The following is a 16,967-nucleotide window of genomic DNA, read 5'->3' as shown; positions in this document are numbered from 1 at the left end:
CAGCTCCACAGCACTCCCGAGAGGTCCTCCCCTCAAGATCATTCAGACCGTGTCGTCACACGCGCTCAACCAACGTGTCCGGTCAGTACAGCTAGCCCTTCGGGCGCCGCAGACCGAACTTGCGGCGCGGGCCCCGCTCGGGCTCCGGCTCGTCCCCGGGAGACGCGGAGGAGGCGGGGGAGGCGGGAGACGCCGCGTCCGGGTCCACGACCGGCTGCGACCCGGTCGGGTCCAGCGGGCCGCCCGGGCGGGGGAACGCGGGCAGCACCGCGACGACCGGCGGCTCGAGGGACTCAGCCACGTCACTGCCCGGCTTCTCGGGCGTCTCGGCCGCCTCGTCGGCGCCGAACGGCGAGGCCGGCCGCACCGTCGACGCCCGGCGCTGGCCGGCGAGCCGGGGCGCCTCGGGCATCCGCTCGCGCTCGGCGATCTCGGGACCCTGCGAGGGCGCGGGCGAGGGCACGGGGGAGGGCACGGGTGACGGCACCCGCTCCGGCGACCGGCGCCGCGGCGTGCGCACCCCGGCCACCGCCGGTTCCGCGGCCGGCACGACGCGCGCCGGCACCACGCCGACGCGGGCGGCGGCGCGGGCGGCGGAGGGGGCGCGCTCGTCGGCTCGGTCCTGAGAAATCTCGCGCGCGATCTCCTCGTCGTCGGCGTCGAGCATCGGGTCGTCGGCGCCCTCGCCGTGGCGGCGCATCGACAGCCAGCCGAGGCGGTTGCCGACGAACACCGCCGCGAGGATGAGCAGGGCGATGAACGAGGCGCGCCCGACGAGCGCGGCCTGGAGGTCGGCGACCCCGGTCCCGTCGACGAACAGGGCCAGCAGGATCCAGCTCAGGAGCCCGGCGGCGGGCGCCGTGACCAACGCCGCGATGAACCAGGTCCACTCCGGCGGCCGCCGGTCGAGCACGATCTCCGCGCCCGTCCAGCCGATCACCACGGCCACCACGACCAGCAGGAGCACGATGCTCCAGAGCCGCAGGAGGTCGGGCGACCACGACCGCAGCGCGACGAACAGCGCCGACGCGACGCCGTAGACGACGGTGAGCACGAGCGCACGGAGGACCCAGGGCCGGAGCCCGAACGTGGAGATGAGGGGAGCACGCCGATAGGGCACGGTGACACCGTACGACCCGCCGTCTCCTAGGCTGACGGGTGTGGAGCCCACCCGTCCGGAACGCGCGCCCGGCGGGCACGCGCGGCGCCGCGACGCGCTGCGTGACCTGCTGCGCGAGGCCGGGCTGGACGCGCTCCTCGTCACCGACCTGATCAACGTCCGCTACCTGACGGGGTTCACGGGCTCCAACGCCGCGCTGCTGGTCCACGCGGGCGACGACGCGGACGCCGGCGAGGACCGCACGGTGCTCGCCACCGACGGGCGCTACACGACCCAGGCCGCCGCGCAGACGCCCGACCTCGCGGTGCTCGTCGAGCGCGCCTGCGCCCCGGCGCTGCTGGCCGGCCGCGACGGGGCGATCGGCTTCGACAGCGCCCACGTCACCGTCGACGGCCACGCCGACCTCGTCGCCGCCCTCGAGCACGGCGACCTGCAGCGGGCCCCCGGCCTCGTCGAGACCCTGCGCGCGGTCAAGGACTCCGGCGAGATCGACGCGCTGCGCCAGGCCTGCGCCGTCGCGGACGCCGCGCTGGCCGGGATGATCGCGAACCAGGGACTGCGGGCGGGCCGCACCGAGCGCGAGGTCGCCCGCGAGCTCGAGGAGCGCATGCGGGAGGCGGGCGCCGAGGCCCCGTCGTTCGACACGATCGTCGCGGCCGGCGCGCACGCCGCGATCCCGCACCACCACCCGACCGACGCGCCGCTGGCCGACGGCGACCTGCTGACCATGGACTTCGGCGCGCTGGTCGACGGCTACCACTCGGACATGACGCGGACCCTGGTCGTCGGCACCCCGGCGGACTGGCAGCGCGACCTGCACGACCTCGTCGCCGAGGCCGCCGCGGCCGGACGGGCGGCGCTGCAGCCCGGGGTCGCGACGCGCGACGTCGACGCCGCCGCCCGCGACGTCATCGCCGCCGCCGGGTTCGGGGAACAGTTCGTGCACGGCCTCGGCCACGGGGTCGGGCTGGTCATCCACGAGGCTCCGGCGGTCTCCGCGACGGCGACCGCTACCCTGGAAGCGGGCATGACGGTCACCGTCGAGCCGGGGGTCTACCTGGCCGGGCGGGGCGGGGTCCGCATCGAGGACACGCTCGTCGTCACCGACGACGGTGCCGTGCCCCTCACACAGAGCCCCCGGGGCCTCGTGCCCGAGTCCCGAGACGAGACGTAGGAGAGAGCGCTCCCGTGGCGACGACGAACGACCTGAAGAACGGCCTCGTGCTGCGGATCGACGGCAACCTCTGGACCGTCACCGAGTTCCAGCACGTCAAGCCCGGCAAGGGCGGCGCCTTCGTCCGCACGACGCTGAAGAACGTCATGACCGGCAAGGTCGTCGACAAGACCTTCAACGCGGGCACCAAGGTCGAGACCGCGAACGTCGACCGCCGCGACATGACCTACCTCTACCGCGACGGCTCCGAGTTCATCTTCATGGACGCCGCCGACTACGAGCAGATCCCGCTGCCCGAGGCCACGGTCGGCGACCAGGCCCGCTTCCTCCTGGAGAACCAGGAGGTCCAGGTGTCCTTCAACGACGGCGTGCCGCTCTACATCGAGCTCCCGGCCTCGGTCGAGCTCGAGATCACCCAGACCGACCCGGGCCTGCAGGGCGACCGCTCGACCGGCGGCACCAAGCCGGCGACGGTGTCGACGGGTGCGGAGATCCAGGTCCCGCTGTTCCTCGAGACCGGCACCCGGGTCAAGGTCGACACCCGGGACGGGCGCTACCTGGGTCGCGTGAGCGGCTGACGTGAGCGGCCCTGCCTCACCCGCGACCCCGCGCAAGGGGTCACGTTCCAAGGCCCGCAAGCGGGCCCTCGACATCCTCTTCGAGTCCGAGGCCCGCTCCGAGGACGCGCAGGAGGTGCTCGCGCGCCGCATCGCCGGAGCGGACGCTCCGCCGGTGTCGGACTTCGCGGCGTCCCTCGTCGAGGGCGTCGTCTCCCACCGCGACGAGATCGACGAGGTCATCTCGTCCTACGCGCGCGGCTGGACGATGGCGCGCATGCCCGCGGTCGACCGCATGATCCTGCGCATCGGCGTGTTCGAGATCCGGTACTCCGACGACGTGCCGGACCCGGTGGCCATCGACGAGGCGATCGACCTGGCGCGCGAGCTGTCGACCGACGACTCGCCGCGCTTCGTCAACGGCGTGCTCGCGGGGGTGTCGTCCGGGCGACCGGGCACCGTCGCGCCGCCGAGCCCCGACCGCGTCGACCTGCCGGCCGGTGTCGAGCTCGCGGCGGGCGGGGACGGAGCGGACGGCGCGCCGGCCGACGGCGACGAGCCCTCGGCCGGCTGAGCCGGACGTCCGGGGGCCGGGACTACTCGTCCATCGCCCGGGCGACGCGCGCCTCGGGCGGGAGGACCCCCCAGTCGACGAGCTGGTCGGACAGCTCGCCCGGGCTCATGTCGTAGATGATCGCGAGCGAGCGCAGGTCCTCGTTGCGGATCGAGAGGACCTTGCCGTTGTAGTCGCCGCGCTGGCTCTGGATGGCCGCGGCGTAGCGGGCCAGCGGACCGGCCTTCTCGGCGGGCAGCTGCTGCAGCCGCTCGAGGTTGATGACGATCTTAGCGGCGGGCTCCGAACCGGAGGGCACGCGGCCCTCGGGGAGGAGCTCGGCCACGGGCACGCCGTAGAAGTCGGCGAGCTCGGCGAGCTTCTGCACGGTCACGGCGCGGTCACCGCGCTCGTACGACCCGACGACGACGGCCTTCCACCGCCCGCCCGACTTCTGCTCGACCCCGTGCAGTGACAGACCCTGCTGCTGGCGGATGCCCCGGAGCTTCGACCCCAGCGCCTTCGCGTAGTCACCCATCTGGCGGACACCCGTCCTCTCGCGTCGCCCGGCTCGCCCCGCCCGTGCACTCAGCGAAGTCGATACGGAGAGTGATGATGCGCCCGATGCCGTCGCATGGTCAAGCCGGGGATCGGACGGATCGTCGCCGGTGTGGCTCGTGGCACTCCGTCCGGACACGGACCACGGCGTGTAGTGCCGCAGGTGGAGCAGCGCGACGACGACCGTCACCCGGGCGCCGCCGGGGCGGCGTGTCGTCGCTGATAGTGTCGGAGCGAGTCCTGACCGACATCCTTTAAGAGCCGTCCGGCGAGGCGGAGAAGGAGGGTCCCCCCAGTGCCATCGAGGCGCCGGGGCGAACCCGGGTCGGGTGGCGCGAGTGCCGAGGGTGAGCGCGAGCTCCTCACGGCGTCCGACCTCGCGCGCACCGTGGCCCGCGTCGCCCACGAGATCATCGAACGCACCACCCCCGACGGCGGGTCCGCCCGGGTGGTCCTCCTCGGGCTCCCGACCCGGGGCACCTACCTCGCGCGGCGGCTCGCCGAGCGCATCACCGAGATCACCGGGGCGGTCGTGCCCACGGGGACCCTCGACCCCACGCTCTACCGCGACGACCTCCGGATGCGCCCTACCCGCGCGCTCGCGGAGACCGATCTGCCGGCCGCCGGCATCGACGACGCGGTCGTGGTGCTCGTCGACGACGTCCTGTTCTCCGGCCGCACCGTGGCCGCCGCGCTCGACGCCCTGCGCGACCACGGCCGGCCGCGGGCCGTGCAGCTGGCGGTCCTCATCGACCGCGGCCACCGCGAGCTGCCCATCCGCGCGGACTACGTCGGCAAGAACGTGCCGACCAACCGCTCGGAGGACGTCGCCGTGCGCATGACCGAGGTCGACGGCGAGGACGGGGTGAGCCTGCGATGACGGAGTCGGTCAGCACCGGCATCGGCCTGCGCCACCTCCTCTCCACCGAGGGCCTGCGCCGCGAGCAGGCCGAGGCGCTGCTCGACACCGCCGCCGGCATGGAGCAGGCGCTCACCGGCCGCGCCGTGCGCAAGCTGCCCACGCTGCGCGGGCGCACCGTCGTGACCCTGTTCTACGAGAACTCCACCCGCACCCGGGTGTCGTTCGAGGTCGCGGGCAAGTGGATGAGCGCCGACACGATCAACGTCAGCGCCTCCGCCAGCTCGGTGAGCAAGGGCGAGTCCCTGCGTGACACCGCGGCGACCCTGGGCGCCGCCGGCGCCGACTGCCTGATCGTGCGCCACCCGGCGTCGGGCGCCCCGCACCGCATCGCCGCCTGGCTCGACCGCGTCGGGCACTCCCACCTGGGCCGCGACGGGCACGTCGCCGTGGTCAACGCCGGCGACGGCACCCACGAGCACCCCACCCAGGCCCTCCTCGACGCGGCCACCATCAGGGCGCGGCTCGGAAGGGTCGAGGACGCGCACGTCGCGATCGTCGGCGACATCCTGCACAGCCGCGTCGCCCGCTCCAACGCCCATCTGCTGGCCACGCTCGGCGCCCGCGTGACGCTCGTGGCGCCGCCGACCCTGCTGCCGATCGGCGTCGGCGACTGGCCGGTGACCGTCTCCCACGACCTGGACGCGGTGATCGGGCAGGGACCGGACGCCGTGATGATGCTGCGCGTGCAGGCCGAGCGGATGCACGGCGGCTTCTTCCCCTCGGCGCGCGAGTACGCGATCCGCTTCGGGCTCTCCCAGCTGCGCGCCGACCGCCTGCCCGACCACGCGGTCGTCCTGCACCCGGGCCCCGCGGTGCGCGGCATGGAGATCGCGAGCTCGGTCGCCGACTCGAGCCGCGCCGCCATCGCCGAGCAGGTCACCGCCGGGGTGCACGTGCGGATGGCCGTGCTCTACCACCTGCTCGCCGGAGAGGACGTCGCGTGACGAGCACGATCAAGCTGAAGGGCGTCCGCCCCTACGGCGAGGCCCCGACCGACCTGTACGTCCGCGACGGCGAGCTCGTCGAGGCCACCGACGCCGACGAGACCGTCGACGCCGACGGCCTCGTGGCGCTCCCAGGCCTCGTCGACCTGCACACCCACCTGCGCGAGCCGGGCGGCGAGGAGGCCGAGACCGTCGAGACCGGGTCGGCCGCGGCCGCACTGGGCGGGTACACCGCGGTGTTCGCGATGCCCAACACCGACCCGGTGGCCGACTCCCCGGTGGTCGTCGAGCACGTGTGGCGGCGCGGGCGCGAGGTCGGGCTGGTCGACGTCCACCCGGTCGGGGCGGTCACGGTCGGGCTCGAGGGCGCCAAGCTGGCCGAGATGGGCATGATGGCCGCCTCGCCCGCCGGCGTGCGGATGTTCTCCGACGACGGCCGCTGCGTGAACGACCCGTTGATCATGCGCCGGGCGCTCGAGTACGCCCGCGCCCTCGACGCCGTCGTCGCCCAGCACGCCGAGGACCACCGCCTCACCGTCGGCGCCCAGGCCCACGAGGGCCCGGTCGCGGCGCGGCTCGGTCTGGCCGGCTGGGACCCCACGGCCGAGGAGTCGATCATCGCGCGCGACGTGATGCTCGCCGCAGCCGCGGGCGCGCGCCTGCACGTGTGCCACCTGTCGACGGCCCGCTCGACGGAGATCCTCCGCTGGGCCCGCGAGACGCTGGACGTGCGGGTCTCCGCGGAGGTCACGCCACACCATCTCCTGCTCACGGACACGGCGGCCGAGGACTACGACCCCGTGCACAAGGTCAACCCGCCCCTGCGGCCGGCCGCCGACACCGAGGCGCTGCGCCGCGCGCTGGCCGACGGGACGCTCGACTGCGTCGCCACGGACCACGCCCCGCACGCCGTGGAGGCGAAGGACTGCGAGTGGTCGGCGGCGCGGCCCGGCATGCTGGGTCTTCAGACGGCGCTGCCGGTCGTGGTGACGACGATGGTCGCCACCGGCCTCCTCGACTGGCGCGGCGTCGCGCGGGTGTGCAGCGAGGCCCCTGCCCGGATCGCCGGCCTGACCGACCAGGGACGGCCGCTGGTCCCGGGCGAGCCGGCGACGCTGACGCTCGTCGACCCCGAGGCGGCCTGGACCGTGCGGGGCGCGGCGCTGGCCAGCCGGGCGGAGAACACCCCGTACGAGGGGATGGAGATGCCGGCCTCCGTGGTGCACACCATGCTGCGGGGCCGGTGGACGGTGCGGGACGGAAAGGTGAATGCGTGACTGAGGCGGGACACATCAAGGGGAGCACGCCGATAGGGGAGCGGAGCTGGACCCGGTGAGTAGGCCTGAAGAGGCCGTCCTCGTGCTCGAGGACGGCAGCGTGCACCGCGGCGAGGCCTTCGGCGCCCGCGGCCGCACGCTGGGGGAGGCGGTCTTCGCCACCGGCATGACCGGCTACCAGGAGACCCTGACCGACCCCAGCTACCACCGCCAGATCGTGGTCGCGACGGCGCCGCACATCGGCAACACCGGCTGGAACGACGAGGACGACGAGTCCTCGCGCATCCACGTCGCCGGCTACGTCGTGCGCGACCCCGCCCGCCGCCCGTCCAACTGGCGCTCGCAGCGCGACCTGACCGACGAGCTCGCCCGCCAGGGCGTGGTCGGTCTCGCCGGCGTCGACACCCGCGCGATCACCCGGCGCCTGCGCGAGGCCGGCTCGATGCGCGCCGGCATCTTCTCCGGCGACGCGCTGAGCGACGCCACGTCGATGCGCGCCGCGGTGCTCGACAGCCCGGAGATGGCGGGCGCGGACCTCGCCGGCGCCGTCACCACCGGCGAGCCCTACACGGTCCCGGCCGTCGGCACGACGCGCTTCCGCGTGGCCGCGCTCGACCTCGGCATCAAGGCGAACACCCCCCGGATGCTCGCCGAGCGCGGCATCGAGACCCGGGTCGTGCCCGCCACGGCGTCGATCGAGGAGCTGCTCGAGGGCGGCCCGGACGGCGTGTTCCTCTCCAACGGCCCGGGCGACCCGGCGACGGCGTCGCACGCGGTGGCGCTGACGGGCGAGGTGCTGCGCCGCGAGGTGCCGCTGTTCGGCATCTGCTTCGGCAACCAGATCCTCTCCCGCGCCCTCGGGCTCGAGACGTACAAGATGCGCTACGGCCACCGGGGGATCAACATCCCGGTCGTCGACCACACCACCGGCACGGTGGCGATCACGAGCCAGAACCACGGCTTCGCGGTCGCGGGCGAGCCGGGCGCGCGCGTCAGCTCGCCCGCCGGCACGGTCCACCTGAGCCACTCCTGCCCGAACGACGGCACGGTCGAGGGCGTGACCTGCGAGGACGTGCCCGCGTTCAGCGTGCAGTACCACCCGGAGGCGGCGGCCGGTCCGCACGATGCCGCCGATCTCTTCGACCGTTTCGCGGACCTGATGGGAAGTCGCTGATGCCGCGCCGCGAGGACATCCGCCACGTCCTGGTCATCGGCTCCGGCCCGATCGTCATCGGGCAGGCCGCCGAGTTCGACTACTCCGGCACCCAGGCCTGCCGCGTGCTGCGCGAGGAGGGCCTGCGCGTCTCGCTGGTCAACTCCAACCCGGCGACGATCATGACCGACCCCGAGATCGCCGACGCGACCTACGTCGAGCCGATCACGGTCGAGCACGTCACCAAGGTCATCGAGGCCGAGCGCCCCGACGCGCTGCTCGCCACCCTCGGCGGCCAGACGGCGCTGAACACCGCGATCGCCCTGCACGACGCGGGCGTGCTCGAGCAGTACGGCGTCGAGCTGATCGGCGCGGACATCGACGCGATCCAGCGCGGCGAGGACCGGCTGAAGTTCAAGGAGATCGTCCGCTCGATCGGCGGCGACGTCCCGCGCAGCGAGGTCTGCCACTCGATGGACGAGGTGCGCGCGACCGTCGCCGAGGTCGGGCTGCCCGTCGTCATCCGCCCCAGCTTCACCATGGGCGGGCTCGGCTCCGGTCTCGCCTACACCCACGACGAGCTCGAGCGCCTCGCCGGCACCGGCCTGTCGGCGAGCCCGGTGCACGAGGTGCTCATCGAGGAGTCGGTGCTCGGGTGGAAGGAGTTCGAGCTCGAGCTCATGCGCGACGGCAAGGACAATGTCGTCGTCGTGTGCTCGATCGAGAACGTCGACCCGATGGGCGTGCACACCGGTGACTCGGTGACCGTCGCGCCGGCGATGACGCTGACCGACCGCGAGTACCAGGTCATGCGCGACACGGGCATCGCCGTGCTGCGCGAGGTCGGGGTCGAGACGGGCGGCTGCAACATCCAGTTCGCGATCCACCCGCAGACCGGGCGCCTCGTCGTCATCGAGATGAACCCGCGCGTCTCGCGCTCGTCGGCCCTGGCGTCGAAGGCCACCGGCTTCCCGATCGCCAAGATCGCCGCCCGGCTCGCCGTCGGCTACACCCTCGACGAGATCACCAACGACATCACCGGCGAGACCCCGGCGAGCTTCGAGCCGACGCTCGACTACGTCGTGGTCAAGGTGCCGCGGTTCGCGTTCGAGAAGTTCCCCGGCGCCGACCCCACGCTGACCACGACGATGAAGTCGGTCGGCGAGGCCATGGCGCTGGGCCGCAGCTTCCCGGAGGCGCTGAACAAGGCGCTGCGCTCGGCCGAGACGAAGGCGCTGGGCTTCTGGACGCAGCCGGATCCCGAGCAGACCCCCGAGGCGGGAGACATCGAGGGGAGCACGCCGATAGGGGAGCGGAGCTCGACCATGGAGGCAGCGCTGCACCAGGCCTCGCTGCCGCGCGACGGCCGGCTCTACGCCGTCGAGCGCGCGCTGCGGCTCGGGGCGAGCGTCGAGCAGGTCAGCGAGACCTCGGGGATCGACGCGTGGTTCGTCGAGCAGATCGAGGGCCTGGTCGCGCTGCGCGCCGAGCTCGCCGACGCGCCGGTGCTCGACCAGGCGCTCCTGCGCCGGGCCAAGCGCTCCGGCCTGTCGGACGCCCAGATCGCGGCCGTGCGCCCCGAGCTCGCCGGCGAGGCGGGCGTGCGGGCGCTGCGCCACCGCCTCGACGTCCGCCCCGTCTACAAGACGGTCGACACCTGCGCGGCCGAGTTCGCGGCCCGCACGCCGTACCACTACTCGGCCTACGAGTCCGACCCCGCGGCCGAGACCGAGGTCGAACCGCAGACCGAGCGGCCCAAGGTGATCATCCTGGGCTCCGGGCCGAACCGGATCGGGCAGGGCATCGAGTTCGACTACTCGTGCGTGCACGCGGCGTTCAGCCTGCGCGCCGCAGGGTTCGAGACCGTGATGCTCAACTGCAACCCCGAGACGGTCTCCACCGACTACGACACGTCCGACCGCCTGTACTTCGAGCCGCTGACCGAGGAGGACGTGCTCGAGGTCGTGCACGCCGAGCAGGTGTCGGGCGCCGGGGGACCGGGCCTGGTGGGCGTGGTCGTGCAGCTCGGTGGGCAGACGCCGCTCAAGCTCGCGGCCGGGCTCGAGGCCGCCGGAGTGCCGGTGGTCGGGACGCCGCCCGCCGCGATCGACCTCGCCGAGTCCCGCGGTGCGTTCGGCCGGGTGCTCGACGACGCCGGGCTGCCGGCGCCGCCCTACGGCATGGCCACCAGCTTCGACGGCGCCCGCGACATCGCCGCCTCGGTCGGCTACCCGGTGCTCGTGCGTCCGTCGTACGTGCTCGGCGGCCGCGGCATGGAGATCGTCTACGACGACGCGACGCTGGCGGACTACATCGCCCGCGCCACCGAGGTCACCCCCGACCACCCGGTGCTCGTCGACCGCTTCCTCGACGACGCGATCGAGATCGACGTCGACGCGCTGTGCGACGCCGAGGGCGACGTCTACCTCGGCGGCGTCATGGAGCACATCGAGGAGGCCGGGGTGCACTCCGGCGACTCGTCGTGCGCGCTGCCGCCGATCACGCTCGGGGTCGCCGAGCTCGAGACCGTGCGCGAGTCGACGGTCGCGCTGGCCCGCCGCCTGGGCGTGCGGGGGCTCATGAACGTCCAGTACGCGCTCAAGGACGACGTGCTCTTCGTCCTCGAGGCCAACCCGCGGGCGTCGCGCACCGTCCCGTTCGTCTCGAAGGCGACGGGGATCCCGCTCGCCGGCGCCGCGTCGCGGGTCATGCTCGGCGCCACGGTCGCCGAGCTGCGCGCCGAGGGCGTCCTGCCCGCCACGGGGGACGGGGCCGATCTGCCCCGCGAGCACCCCGTCGCGGTCAAGGAGGCCGTGCTGCCGTTCCACCGGTTCCGCCGCCCCGACGGCCGCGGCGTCGACTCCCTGCTGGGCCCGGAGATGAAGTCGACGGGCGAGGTCATGGGCATCGACCACGCCTTCTCGACGGCGTTCTCGAAGGCGCAGGCCGCGGCGTCGGGGCCCCTGCCGGTGACCGGCAAGATCTTCGTCTCGGTGGCCAACCGCGACAAGCGCTCGCTGATCTTCCCGGTGAAGCGCCTCGCCGACCTGGGCTTCAGCATCCTCGCGACGGCGGGCACGGCCAGCGTGCTCGAGCGCAACGGCATCGTGTGCGAGGTCGTGCGCAAGCACTTCGAGGGCCCGGACAACATCGTCGACCGGATCGCGGCGGGCGAGGTCGCCCTCGTCGTCAACACCCCGGTCGGGCACGCGGGCCCCCGCGTCGACGGGTACGAGATCCGGGCGGCGTGCCTGGACGTCGGCGTGCCCTGCGTGACGACGGTGCAGGGTGCGGCGGCCGCGGTGCAGGCCGTCGAGGCCGCGATCCGCGGCGAGGTCGCCGTGACGCCCCTGCAGGTGTTCCACGAGCGGCTGGCCAAGGCGCGCGCGGAGCTCGTGGCGGGGTCATGAGCCGCGCCCCGTTCCGCGCCCGGCTGGCCGACGCCGTCGCCGAGCACGGGCCCCTGTGCGTCGGGATCGACCCGCACCCGGGCCTGCTGAAGGCCTGGGACCTGGACGTCGACGTCGCCGGGCTCGAGTCGTTCACGCACCGGGTCATCGACGCGCTCGCCGGGCACGTGGCGCTGCTCAAGCCGCAGGTGGCGCTGTACGAGACGTTCGGGTCGGCGGGGCTCGGCGTCCTCGAGCGGGCGCTCGCCCACGCGCGGGAGGCGGGCGTGCTCACGCTCGCCGACGCCAAGCGCGGCGACATCGGGTCGACGATGGCGGCCTACGCGCACGCCTGGCTCGCCGACGACGCCCCGCTGGCCGCCGACGCGGTGACGCTCTCGCCGTACCTGGGCGTGGGCGCGCTCGCGCCGGCCCTCGACCTGGCCGTGGCCACCGGGCGCGGGGTCTTCGTGCTCACGCGCACCTCCAACCCGGAGGCCGCGGGCGTGCAGTCGGCGCAGGCGTGGGTGGCGGGCCCGGGCGGGTCGCCGCGGGGCATGAGAGAGGTCGCGCAGTCGGTGATCGACGCGCTGGCCGACCACAACGCGGCCCACGCCGGCGGCCCGGGGGAGGGCACGGCGGGCGCCGTCGTCGGGCTGACCCGGGGCACCACGGGCCGCGACCACGGCCTCGACCTCTCCGCGCTCGGCGGGCCGATCCTCGTCCCGGGGCTCGGCGCGCAGGGCGGCACGCCCGCGGACGTGGCCGCCGCCTTCGGCGCGCCCGGGCCGTCGGGCGCGTTGGGCGCTGACGGGGGACCGGTCGTACCGGTGAGCGCACGCGAGGTCCTGACCTCCGGCCCCTCCCACCGAGCGCTGAGAGCAGCGGTCGATGCGCTGAACGGGACCTTGACGGGGTAGCCCGGTGCGGTGACTGCCGATGATCGGGGAACACGCTCCGGTGGGCGCGACCTCCGTCCGGTCACGGCGTCGTGTGGTGCCCACGCCACGGGGCCCCGACCTGCGGACATTCCCGCCCCACGGACTGTCGGTGTCGGCGTCGCGCGGTACGTTCGCACCACTGGTCGGAAGCCCATTCACCACCACGGGCCGGTCTCCCCTGGACCGACCCGCCGTCACGACCCCCGGAGGAGAACGTGGCATTACCCGAGCTGACCGAGGAGCAGCGGGCCGCGGCGCTCGAGAAGGCCGCCGCCGCTCGCCGTGCCCGGGCCGAGCTCAAGGAGCGGCTCAAGCGGGGAGGCACCAGCCTCTCCGAGGTGCTCGAGCAGGCCGACTCGGACGAGGTGCTGGGCAAGATGAAGGTCTCGGCTCTGCTCGAGGCCATGCCGGGCGTGGGCAAGGTCCGCGCCCAGCAGATCATGGAGCGCCTCGAGATCGCCCCGAGCCGCCGCCTGCGCGGCCTGGGCGAGCGCCAGCGCAAGGCTCTGCTCGACGAGTTCTCCGGCGAGTGAGCCCGTGAGTCCTTCCCCTGCCCGAGGGCCCGGCCGGCTGATGGTGCTGGCCGGGCCCTCGGGGGTCGGGAAGAGCACGGTGGTCGCCGAGCTCCGGCGCATCCGCGCACCCCTGTGGTTCTCCGTCTCGGCGACCACCCGGGCCGAGCGGCCCGGGGAGGTCGACGGGCGCGACTACCACTTCGTCTCGGCCGCCGAGTTCAACCGCATGATCGCCGAGGGTGAGCTGCTCGAGTGGGCGGAGATCCACCGCGGCATGCACCGGTCCGGCACGCCGCGCGCCCCGGTGGACGAGCACCTGGCCGCCGGCGAGGCGGTGCTGCTCGAGCTCGACCTGGCCGGCGCGCGGGCGGTGCGCAGCCAGCGGCCGGACGCCCTGTTCGTGTTCCTCGAGCCCCCGTCGTGGGAGGTCCTGGTCGACCGGCTGATCGGCCGGGGCACCGAGGCCACCGAGGTCGTCGACCGCCGGCTGGCCACGGCGCGCGAGGAACTGGCCGCGGCCAGCGAGTTCGACGTGACCGTGGTGAACCACGACGTCGGGGAGACCGCACGCCGGTTGGTAGAGTTGAGCGTCGGTCCCCTCGACGAGCACGACGGTCGGGCGGCCGTTCCCACATCGTCGGACCGTTCGGCGTCCGGCGCGACCTCTGCAGGAGCGAGCGAGTGAGCATTCCCACCGGGCGGACCGGCAGCATCCTCGAGGGGCCCGAGGGCATCACCAACCCCCCGATCGACGAGCTGCTGGAGACGGTGAGCTCCAAGTACGCGCTGGTCATCTACGCGGCCAAGCGCGCCCGCCAGATCAACGACTACTACGCCCAGCTGGGCGAGGGGCTGCTCGAGTACGTCGGCCCGCTCGTCGAGCCGGGCCCGCGCGAGAAGCCGCTCTCGGTCGCCATGCGCGAGATCCACTCCGGCCTGCTCGAGCACACCGAGGGCGAGTGACCTCCCCGACGTGATCGAGAGCGACCGCCCCCGGGAGATCGTTCTCGGGGTCTCCGGCGGCATCGCCGCCTACAAGTCCTGCGAGGTGCTGCGGCGCCTGCGCGAGGCCGGCCACCACGTCCAGGTGGTGGCCACACGGTCGGCGCTGGAGTTCATCGGCGCCGCCACGTTCGAGGCACTGTCCGGGCGCCCGGTGATGACCGGGGTCTTCGAGAACGTCCACGACGTCGAGCACGTCGCCCTCGGGCGGCGCGCCGAGCTCGTGCTCCTCGTGCCCGCGACGGCCGACCTGCTGGCGCGGATGACCCAGGGGCGCGCCGACGACCTGCTGACCTCGACGCTGCTCACCGCGCGGTGCCCGGTGCTGGCCGTCCCCGCGATGCACACCGAGATGTGGGAGCACCCCGCGACGGTCGACAACGTCGCGACGCTGCGCCGCCGCGGCACGGTGGTGCTCGAGCCGGCCTCCGGGCGGCTCACGGGCGCCGACACCGGCCCGGGGCGCCTGCCCGAGCCGCCCGAGATCGCGGAGTTCGCCCGGCTGCTCCTGGAGTGGGGGGCGTCGACCAGCGCCGGCGGCACCGAGCCGTTCCCGCTGCCGCGCGACCTCGAGGGCCGCCGCGTCGTCGTCTCCGCCGGCGGGACGGCCGAGCCGCTCGACCCGGTCCGGACACTGGGCAACCGCTCCTCGGGGCGCCAGGGCTACGCGCTCGCCCGCGTCGCGGCCCAGCGCGGGGCCGACGTGACGCTCGTCGCGGGCACGATCGCCGACCTCGACCCGCCCGCCGCCGTCGACCTCCGGCGTGTGCAGACCACCCGCGAGATGCGCGACGCCGTGCTGGACGCGTCCAAGGCCGCGGACGTCGTCGTGATGGCCGCCGCGGTGTCGGACTTCCGCCCGACGGCGCTGTCCGCCGGCAAGATCAAGAAGGGCGAGGAGCCGCCCTCGATCCCGCTGGAGTTCAACCCCGACATCCTGCGCGAGCTGGTCACCGAGGACGTCCCGCGACGCCTGGTCGTGGGCTTCGCGGCGGAGACCGGCGACGAGCACGGCAGCGTCCTCGACTACGGGCGCGCGAAGCTCGAGCGCAAGGGATGTGACCTACTCGTCGTCAACGCCGTGGGAGCGGGGAAGGCGTTCGAGATGGAGGACAACGAGGGGTGGCTCCTCGGCGCCGACGGGTCCTCGATGAGCCTGCCGATGGGCTCGAAAGCCGCGCTGGCTGCGCGTGTGTGGGACGCCGTCGCGGAGCGGCTGCCCTGATCTGCCCTGAATCGCTGGGCTGATCGGCGCATTCCCACGATTCGGCGATGAACACAACCGCTCTGTGACAGGCATGGCATTCAGCCAGGTCAGCTCACTCGCGACACCACGGGATGCCGTTAGTGTGGACGGGTCCCATTGTCGAGGCAGGGAGTGATTGTGCCCGCTAGGCGTTTGTTCACCAGTGAATCCGTCACCGAGGGCCACCCAGACAAGATCTGTGACGCAGTCAGCGACGGCATCCTGGACGCCCTGCTGGCGCAGGACCCGAAGTCGCGCGTCGCGGTCGAGACGATGGTCACGACGGGGCAGGTGCACGTCGCCGGCGAGGTGACCACCAACGCCCAGGTCAACTACGTGGACATCGTCCGCAAGACCATCCTGGACATCGGCTACGACTCGTCGGCCAAGGGCTTCGACGGCGAGAGCTGCGGTGTCTCGATCTCCATCGGTGCGCAGTCCAAGGACATCGCGCAGGGCGTCGACGAGGGCTACGAGACCCGCGTCGAGGGCTCCGAGGACGAGATCGCCCGCCAGGGTGCCGGCGACCAGGGCCTCATGTTCGGCTACGCCGACGCCGACACCCCCGAGCTCATGCCGCTGCCCATCGGGCTGGCGCACCGCATGGCCCGCAAGCTCACCGCGGTCCGCCGGGACGGCACGCTGCCGTACCTGCGTCCGGACGGTAAGACCCAGGTCACCATCGCCTACGACGACGACAAGCCCGTCGGCGTCGAGACCGTGGTCCTGTCGACGCAGCACGCCGCCGACATCGACCTGGACAACCTGCTCACCCCGGACATCAAGTCCAAGGTCATCGAGCCGGTGCTCGCCGGCATCGACCTGGACTCGTCGAACACCCGCGTCCTGGTCAACCCGACCGGCCGCTTCGTGACCGGCGGTCCCATGGGTGACGCGGGCCTGACCGGCCGCAAGATCATCGTGGACACCTACGGCGGCTACGCCCGCCACGGCGGCGGCGCCTTCTCGGGCAAGGACCCGTCGAAGGTCGACCGCTCCGCCTGCTACGCGATGCGCTGGGTGGCGAAGAACGTCGTCGCCGCCGGCCTGGCCAAGCGCGCCGAGGTCCAGGTCGCCTACGCGATCGGCAAGGCCGAGCCCGTCGGTGTCTTCCTGGAGACGTTCGGCACCGCCAACGTCGACCCGGCGAAGATCGAGAAGGCCATCCACGAGGTCTTCGACCTGCGCCCCGGCGCGATCGTGCGCGACCTGCAGCTGCTGCGCCCGATCTACCAGCCGACCGCGGCGTACGGCCACTTCGGCCGTGACGACCTCGACCTCCCCTGGGAGCGCACCGACCGAGCCGACGCGCTGAAGTCGATCGCCAGCTGAGGTCCGTCCCGGTACGAGCGATGCGGCATCGCTGGCACCTGATGGCCAGGATCGCCACATCCTCGCCAGCACGACACGCCGGCCCGGCCACCCCGTTCGCGGGGCGGCCGGGCCGGTGGCGTGTCCGGGGTGGTGCAGCCTGGCGGCCACGCTGACGTTCAACGTCAGGAAAGCCGCCAGCTCGATGCACGGGAGCGCGGCGCGGCCCGGTCCGACCCGCGGAGATCAGGGGCGCCACCATCGACCTGCCAGGCCGTTCGAGGTGCATGGCGACGCCCTTGATC

Annotated in this window: 15 protein-coding genes and 1 pseudogene; 14 read left to right on the top strand and 2 right to left on the bottom strand. The window is 73.6% G+C overall.

Features of this window, described 5'->3' with window-relative positions; genetic code table 11:
• Window positions 1-91 precede the first annotated feature (91 nt).
• On the bottom strand, window positions 92-1,120 hold the full coding sequence (locus EV188_RS31245; RefSeq protein ID WP_133830249.1) for a hypothetical protein: 1,029 nt from the start codon (window positions 1,118-1,120) through the stop codon (window positions 92-94).
• Window positions 1,121-1,160: 40 nt separating this feature from the next.
• Here EV188_RS31245 and EV188_RS31240 point away from each other — a divergent pair, with 40 nt between their 5' ends.
• The 3 genes and pseudogenes from EV188_RS31240 to nusB all read left to right on the top strand — a co-directional run.
• Window positions 1,161-2,294 (top strand): M24 family metallopeptidase, encoded by a 1,134-nt coding sequence (locus tag EV188_RS31240; RefSeq protein WP_133830248.1) that lies wholly within the window; start codon window positions 1,161-1,163, stop codon window positions 2,292-2,294.
• A gap of 14 nt (window positions 2,295-2,308) precedes the next feature.
• The gene (gene efp / locus EV188_RS31235) at window positions 2,309-2,872 is read left to right on the top strand and encodes an elongation factor P (RefSeq protein WP_133830247.1); all 564 of its coding nucleotides are present in this window, start codon (window positions 2,309-2,311) and stop codon (window positions 2,870-2,872) included.
• A gap of 1 nt (window position 2,873) precedes the next feature.
• Window positions 2,874-3,329: pseudogene (gene nusB, locus EV188_RS31230) on the top strand (transcription antitermination factor NusB); the annotation flags it as partial.
• A 118-nt stretch (window positions 3,330-3,447) separates the two neighbouring features.
• Here nusB and bldD read toward each other — a convergent pair.
• Window positions 3,448-3,942, bottom strand: coding sequence for a transcriptional regulator BldD (bldD, locus tag EV188_RS31225; protein ID WP_133830245.1), 495 nt, complete (start codon window positions 3,940-3,942; stop codon window positions 3,448-3,450).
• 315 nt (window positions 3,943-4,257) lie between these two features.
• On the opposite strand from bldD, the gene pyrR reads away from it, so the two are divergent.
• From pyrR to metK, 11 genes are all read left to right on the top strand, one after another.
• The gene (pyrR, locus tag EV188_RS31220; RefSeq protein ID WP_133830244.1) at window positions 4,258-4,842 is read left to right on the top strand and encodes a bifunctional pyr operon transcriptional regulator/uracil phosphoribosyltransferase PyrR; all 585 of its coding nucleotides are present in this window, start codon (window positions 4,258-4,260) and stop codon (window positions 4,840-4,842) included.
• Between the two features lie 26 nt (window positions 4,843-4,868).
• Entirely contained in the window at window positions 4,869-5,828 is a 960-nt protein-coding gene (locus tag EV188_RS31215) for an aspartate carbamoyltransferase catalytic subunit (RefSeq protein WP_133830260.1), read from the top strand.
• Window positions 5,825-7,105, top strand: coding sequence for a dihydroorotase (locus EV188_RS31210; RefSeq protein ID WP_133830243.1), 1,281 nt, complete (start codon window positions 5,825-5,827; stop codon window positions 7,103-7,105). Before EV188_RS31215 ends, EV188_RS31210 begins: the two co-directional genes overlap by 4 nt.
• Before the next feature lie 55 nt (window positions 7,106-7,160).
• On the top strand, window positions 7,161-8,279 hold the full coding sequence (gene carA, locus EV188_RS31205) for a glutamine-hydrolyzing carbamoyl-phosphate synthase small subunit (RefSeq protein ID WP_133830242.1): 1,119 nt from the start codon (window positions 7,161-7,163) through the stop codon (window positions 8,277-8,279).
• Window positions 8,279-11,668, top strand: a complete 3,390-nt coding sequence (gene carB, locus EV188_RS31200; protein ID WP_133830241.1) for a carbamoyl-phosphate synthase large subunit — start codon at window positions 8,279-8,281, stop codon at window positions 11,666-11,668. Before carA ends, carB begins: the two co-directional genes overlap by 1 nt.
• Complete coding sequence (pyrF, locus tag EV188_RS31195) at window positions 11,665-12,567, top strand: orotidine-5'-phosphate decarboxylase (RefSeq protein WP_133830240.1); 903 nt, start codon at window positions 11,665-11,667, stop codon at window positions 12,565-12,567. The genes carB and pyrF overlap by 4 nt, the downstream gene beginning before the upstream one ends.
• A gap of 236 nt (window positions 12,568-12,803) precedes the next feature.
• On the top strand, window positions 12,804-13,121 hold the full coding sequence (gene mihF / locus EV188_RS31190) for an integration host factor, actinobacterial type (protein ID WP_133830239.1): 318 nt from the start codon (window positions 12,804-12,806) through the stop codon (window positions 13,119-13,121).
• Window positions 13,122-13,161: 40 nt separating this feature from the next.
• The gene (gmk, locus tag EV188_RS31185) at window positions 13,162-13,788 is read left to right on the top strand and encodes a guanylate kinase (protein ID WP_133830259.1); all 627 of its coding nucleotides are present in this window, start codon (window positions 13,162-13,164) and stop codon (window positions 13,786-13,788) included.
• Window positions 13,785-14,066: a DNA-directed RNA polymerase subunit omega gene (rpoZ, locus tag EV188_RS31180; RefSeq protein WP_208114446.1), complete on the top strand. Its 282-nt coding sequence runs from the start codon at window positions 13,785-13,787 to the stop codon at window positions 14,064-14,066. The genes gmk and rpoZ overlap by 4 nt, the downstream gene beginning before the upstream one ends.
• Before the next feature lie 10 nt (window positions 14,067-14,076).
• Window positions 14,077-15,330 carry a bifunctional phosphopantothenoylcysteine decarboxylase/phosphopantothenate--cysteine ligase CoaBC gene (gene coaBC / locus EV188_RS31175; protein WP_133830238.1) on the top strand — a complete coding sequence of 418 codons (1,254 nt, stop codon included), beginning with the start codon at window positions 14,077-14,079 and terminating at the stop codon, window positions 15,328-15,330.
• A gap of 156 nt (window positions 15,331-15,486) precedes the next feature.
• A complete protein-coding gene (gene metK, locus EV188_RS31170) occupies window positions 15,487-16,683 on the top strand; it encodes a methionine adenosyltransferase (RefSeq protein WP_133830257.1) in 1,197 nt (398 codons plus the stop codon).
• The last annotated feature ends 284 nt before the right edge of the window (window positions 16,684-16,967 follow it).

This window comes from Actinomycetospora succinea (assembly GCF_004363095.1).
Taxonomy (GTDB): Bacteria; Actinomycetota; Actinomycetes; order Mycobacteriales; family Pseudonocardiaceae; genus Actinomycetospora; species Actinomycetospora succinea.
This window is presented reverse-complemented; position numbering and strand designations above follow the sequence as displayed.

What these genes read in the sequence shown, in the direction of transcription:
- bldD (WP_133830245.1), bottom strand. Translation starts at nt 3,942, where the DNA reads ATGGGTGACTACGCGAAGGCGCTGGGGTCGAAGCTCCGGGGCATCCGC.
- carB (WP_133830241.1), top strand. Translation starts at nt 8,279, where the DNA reads ATGCCGCGCCGCGAGGACATCCGCCACGTCCTGGTCATCGGCTCCGGC.
- pyrF (WP_133830240.1), top strand. Translation starts at nt 11,665, where the DNA reads ATGAGCCGCGCCCCGTTCCGCGCCCGGCTGGCCGACGCCGTCGCCGAG.
- gmk (WP_133830259.1), top strand. Translation starts at nt 13,162, where the DNA reads ATGGTGCTGGCCGGGCCCTCGGGGGTCGGGAAGAGCACGGTGGTCGCC.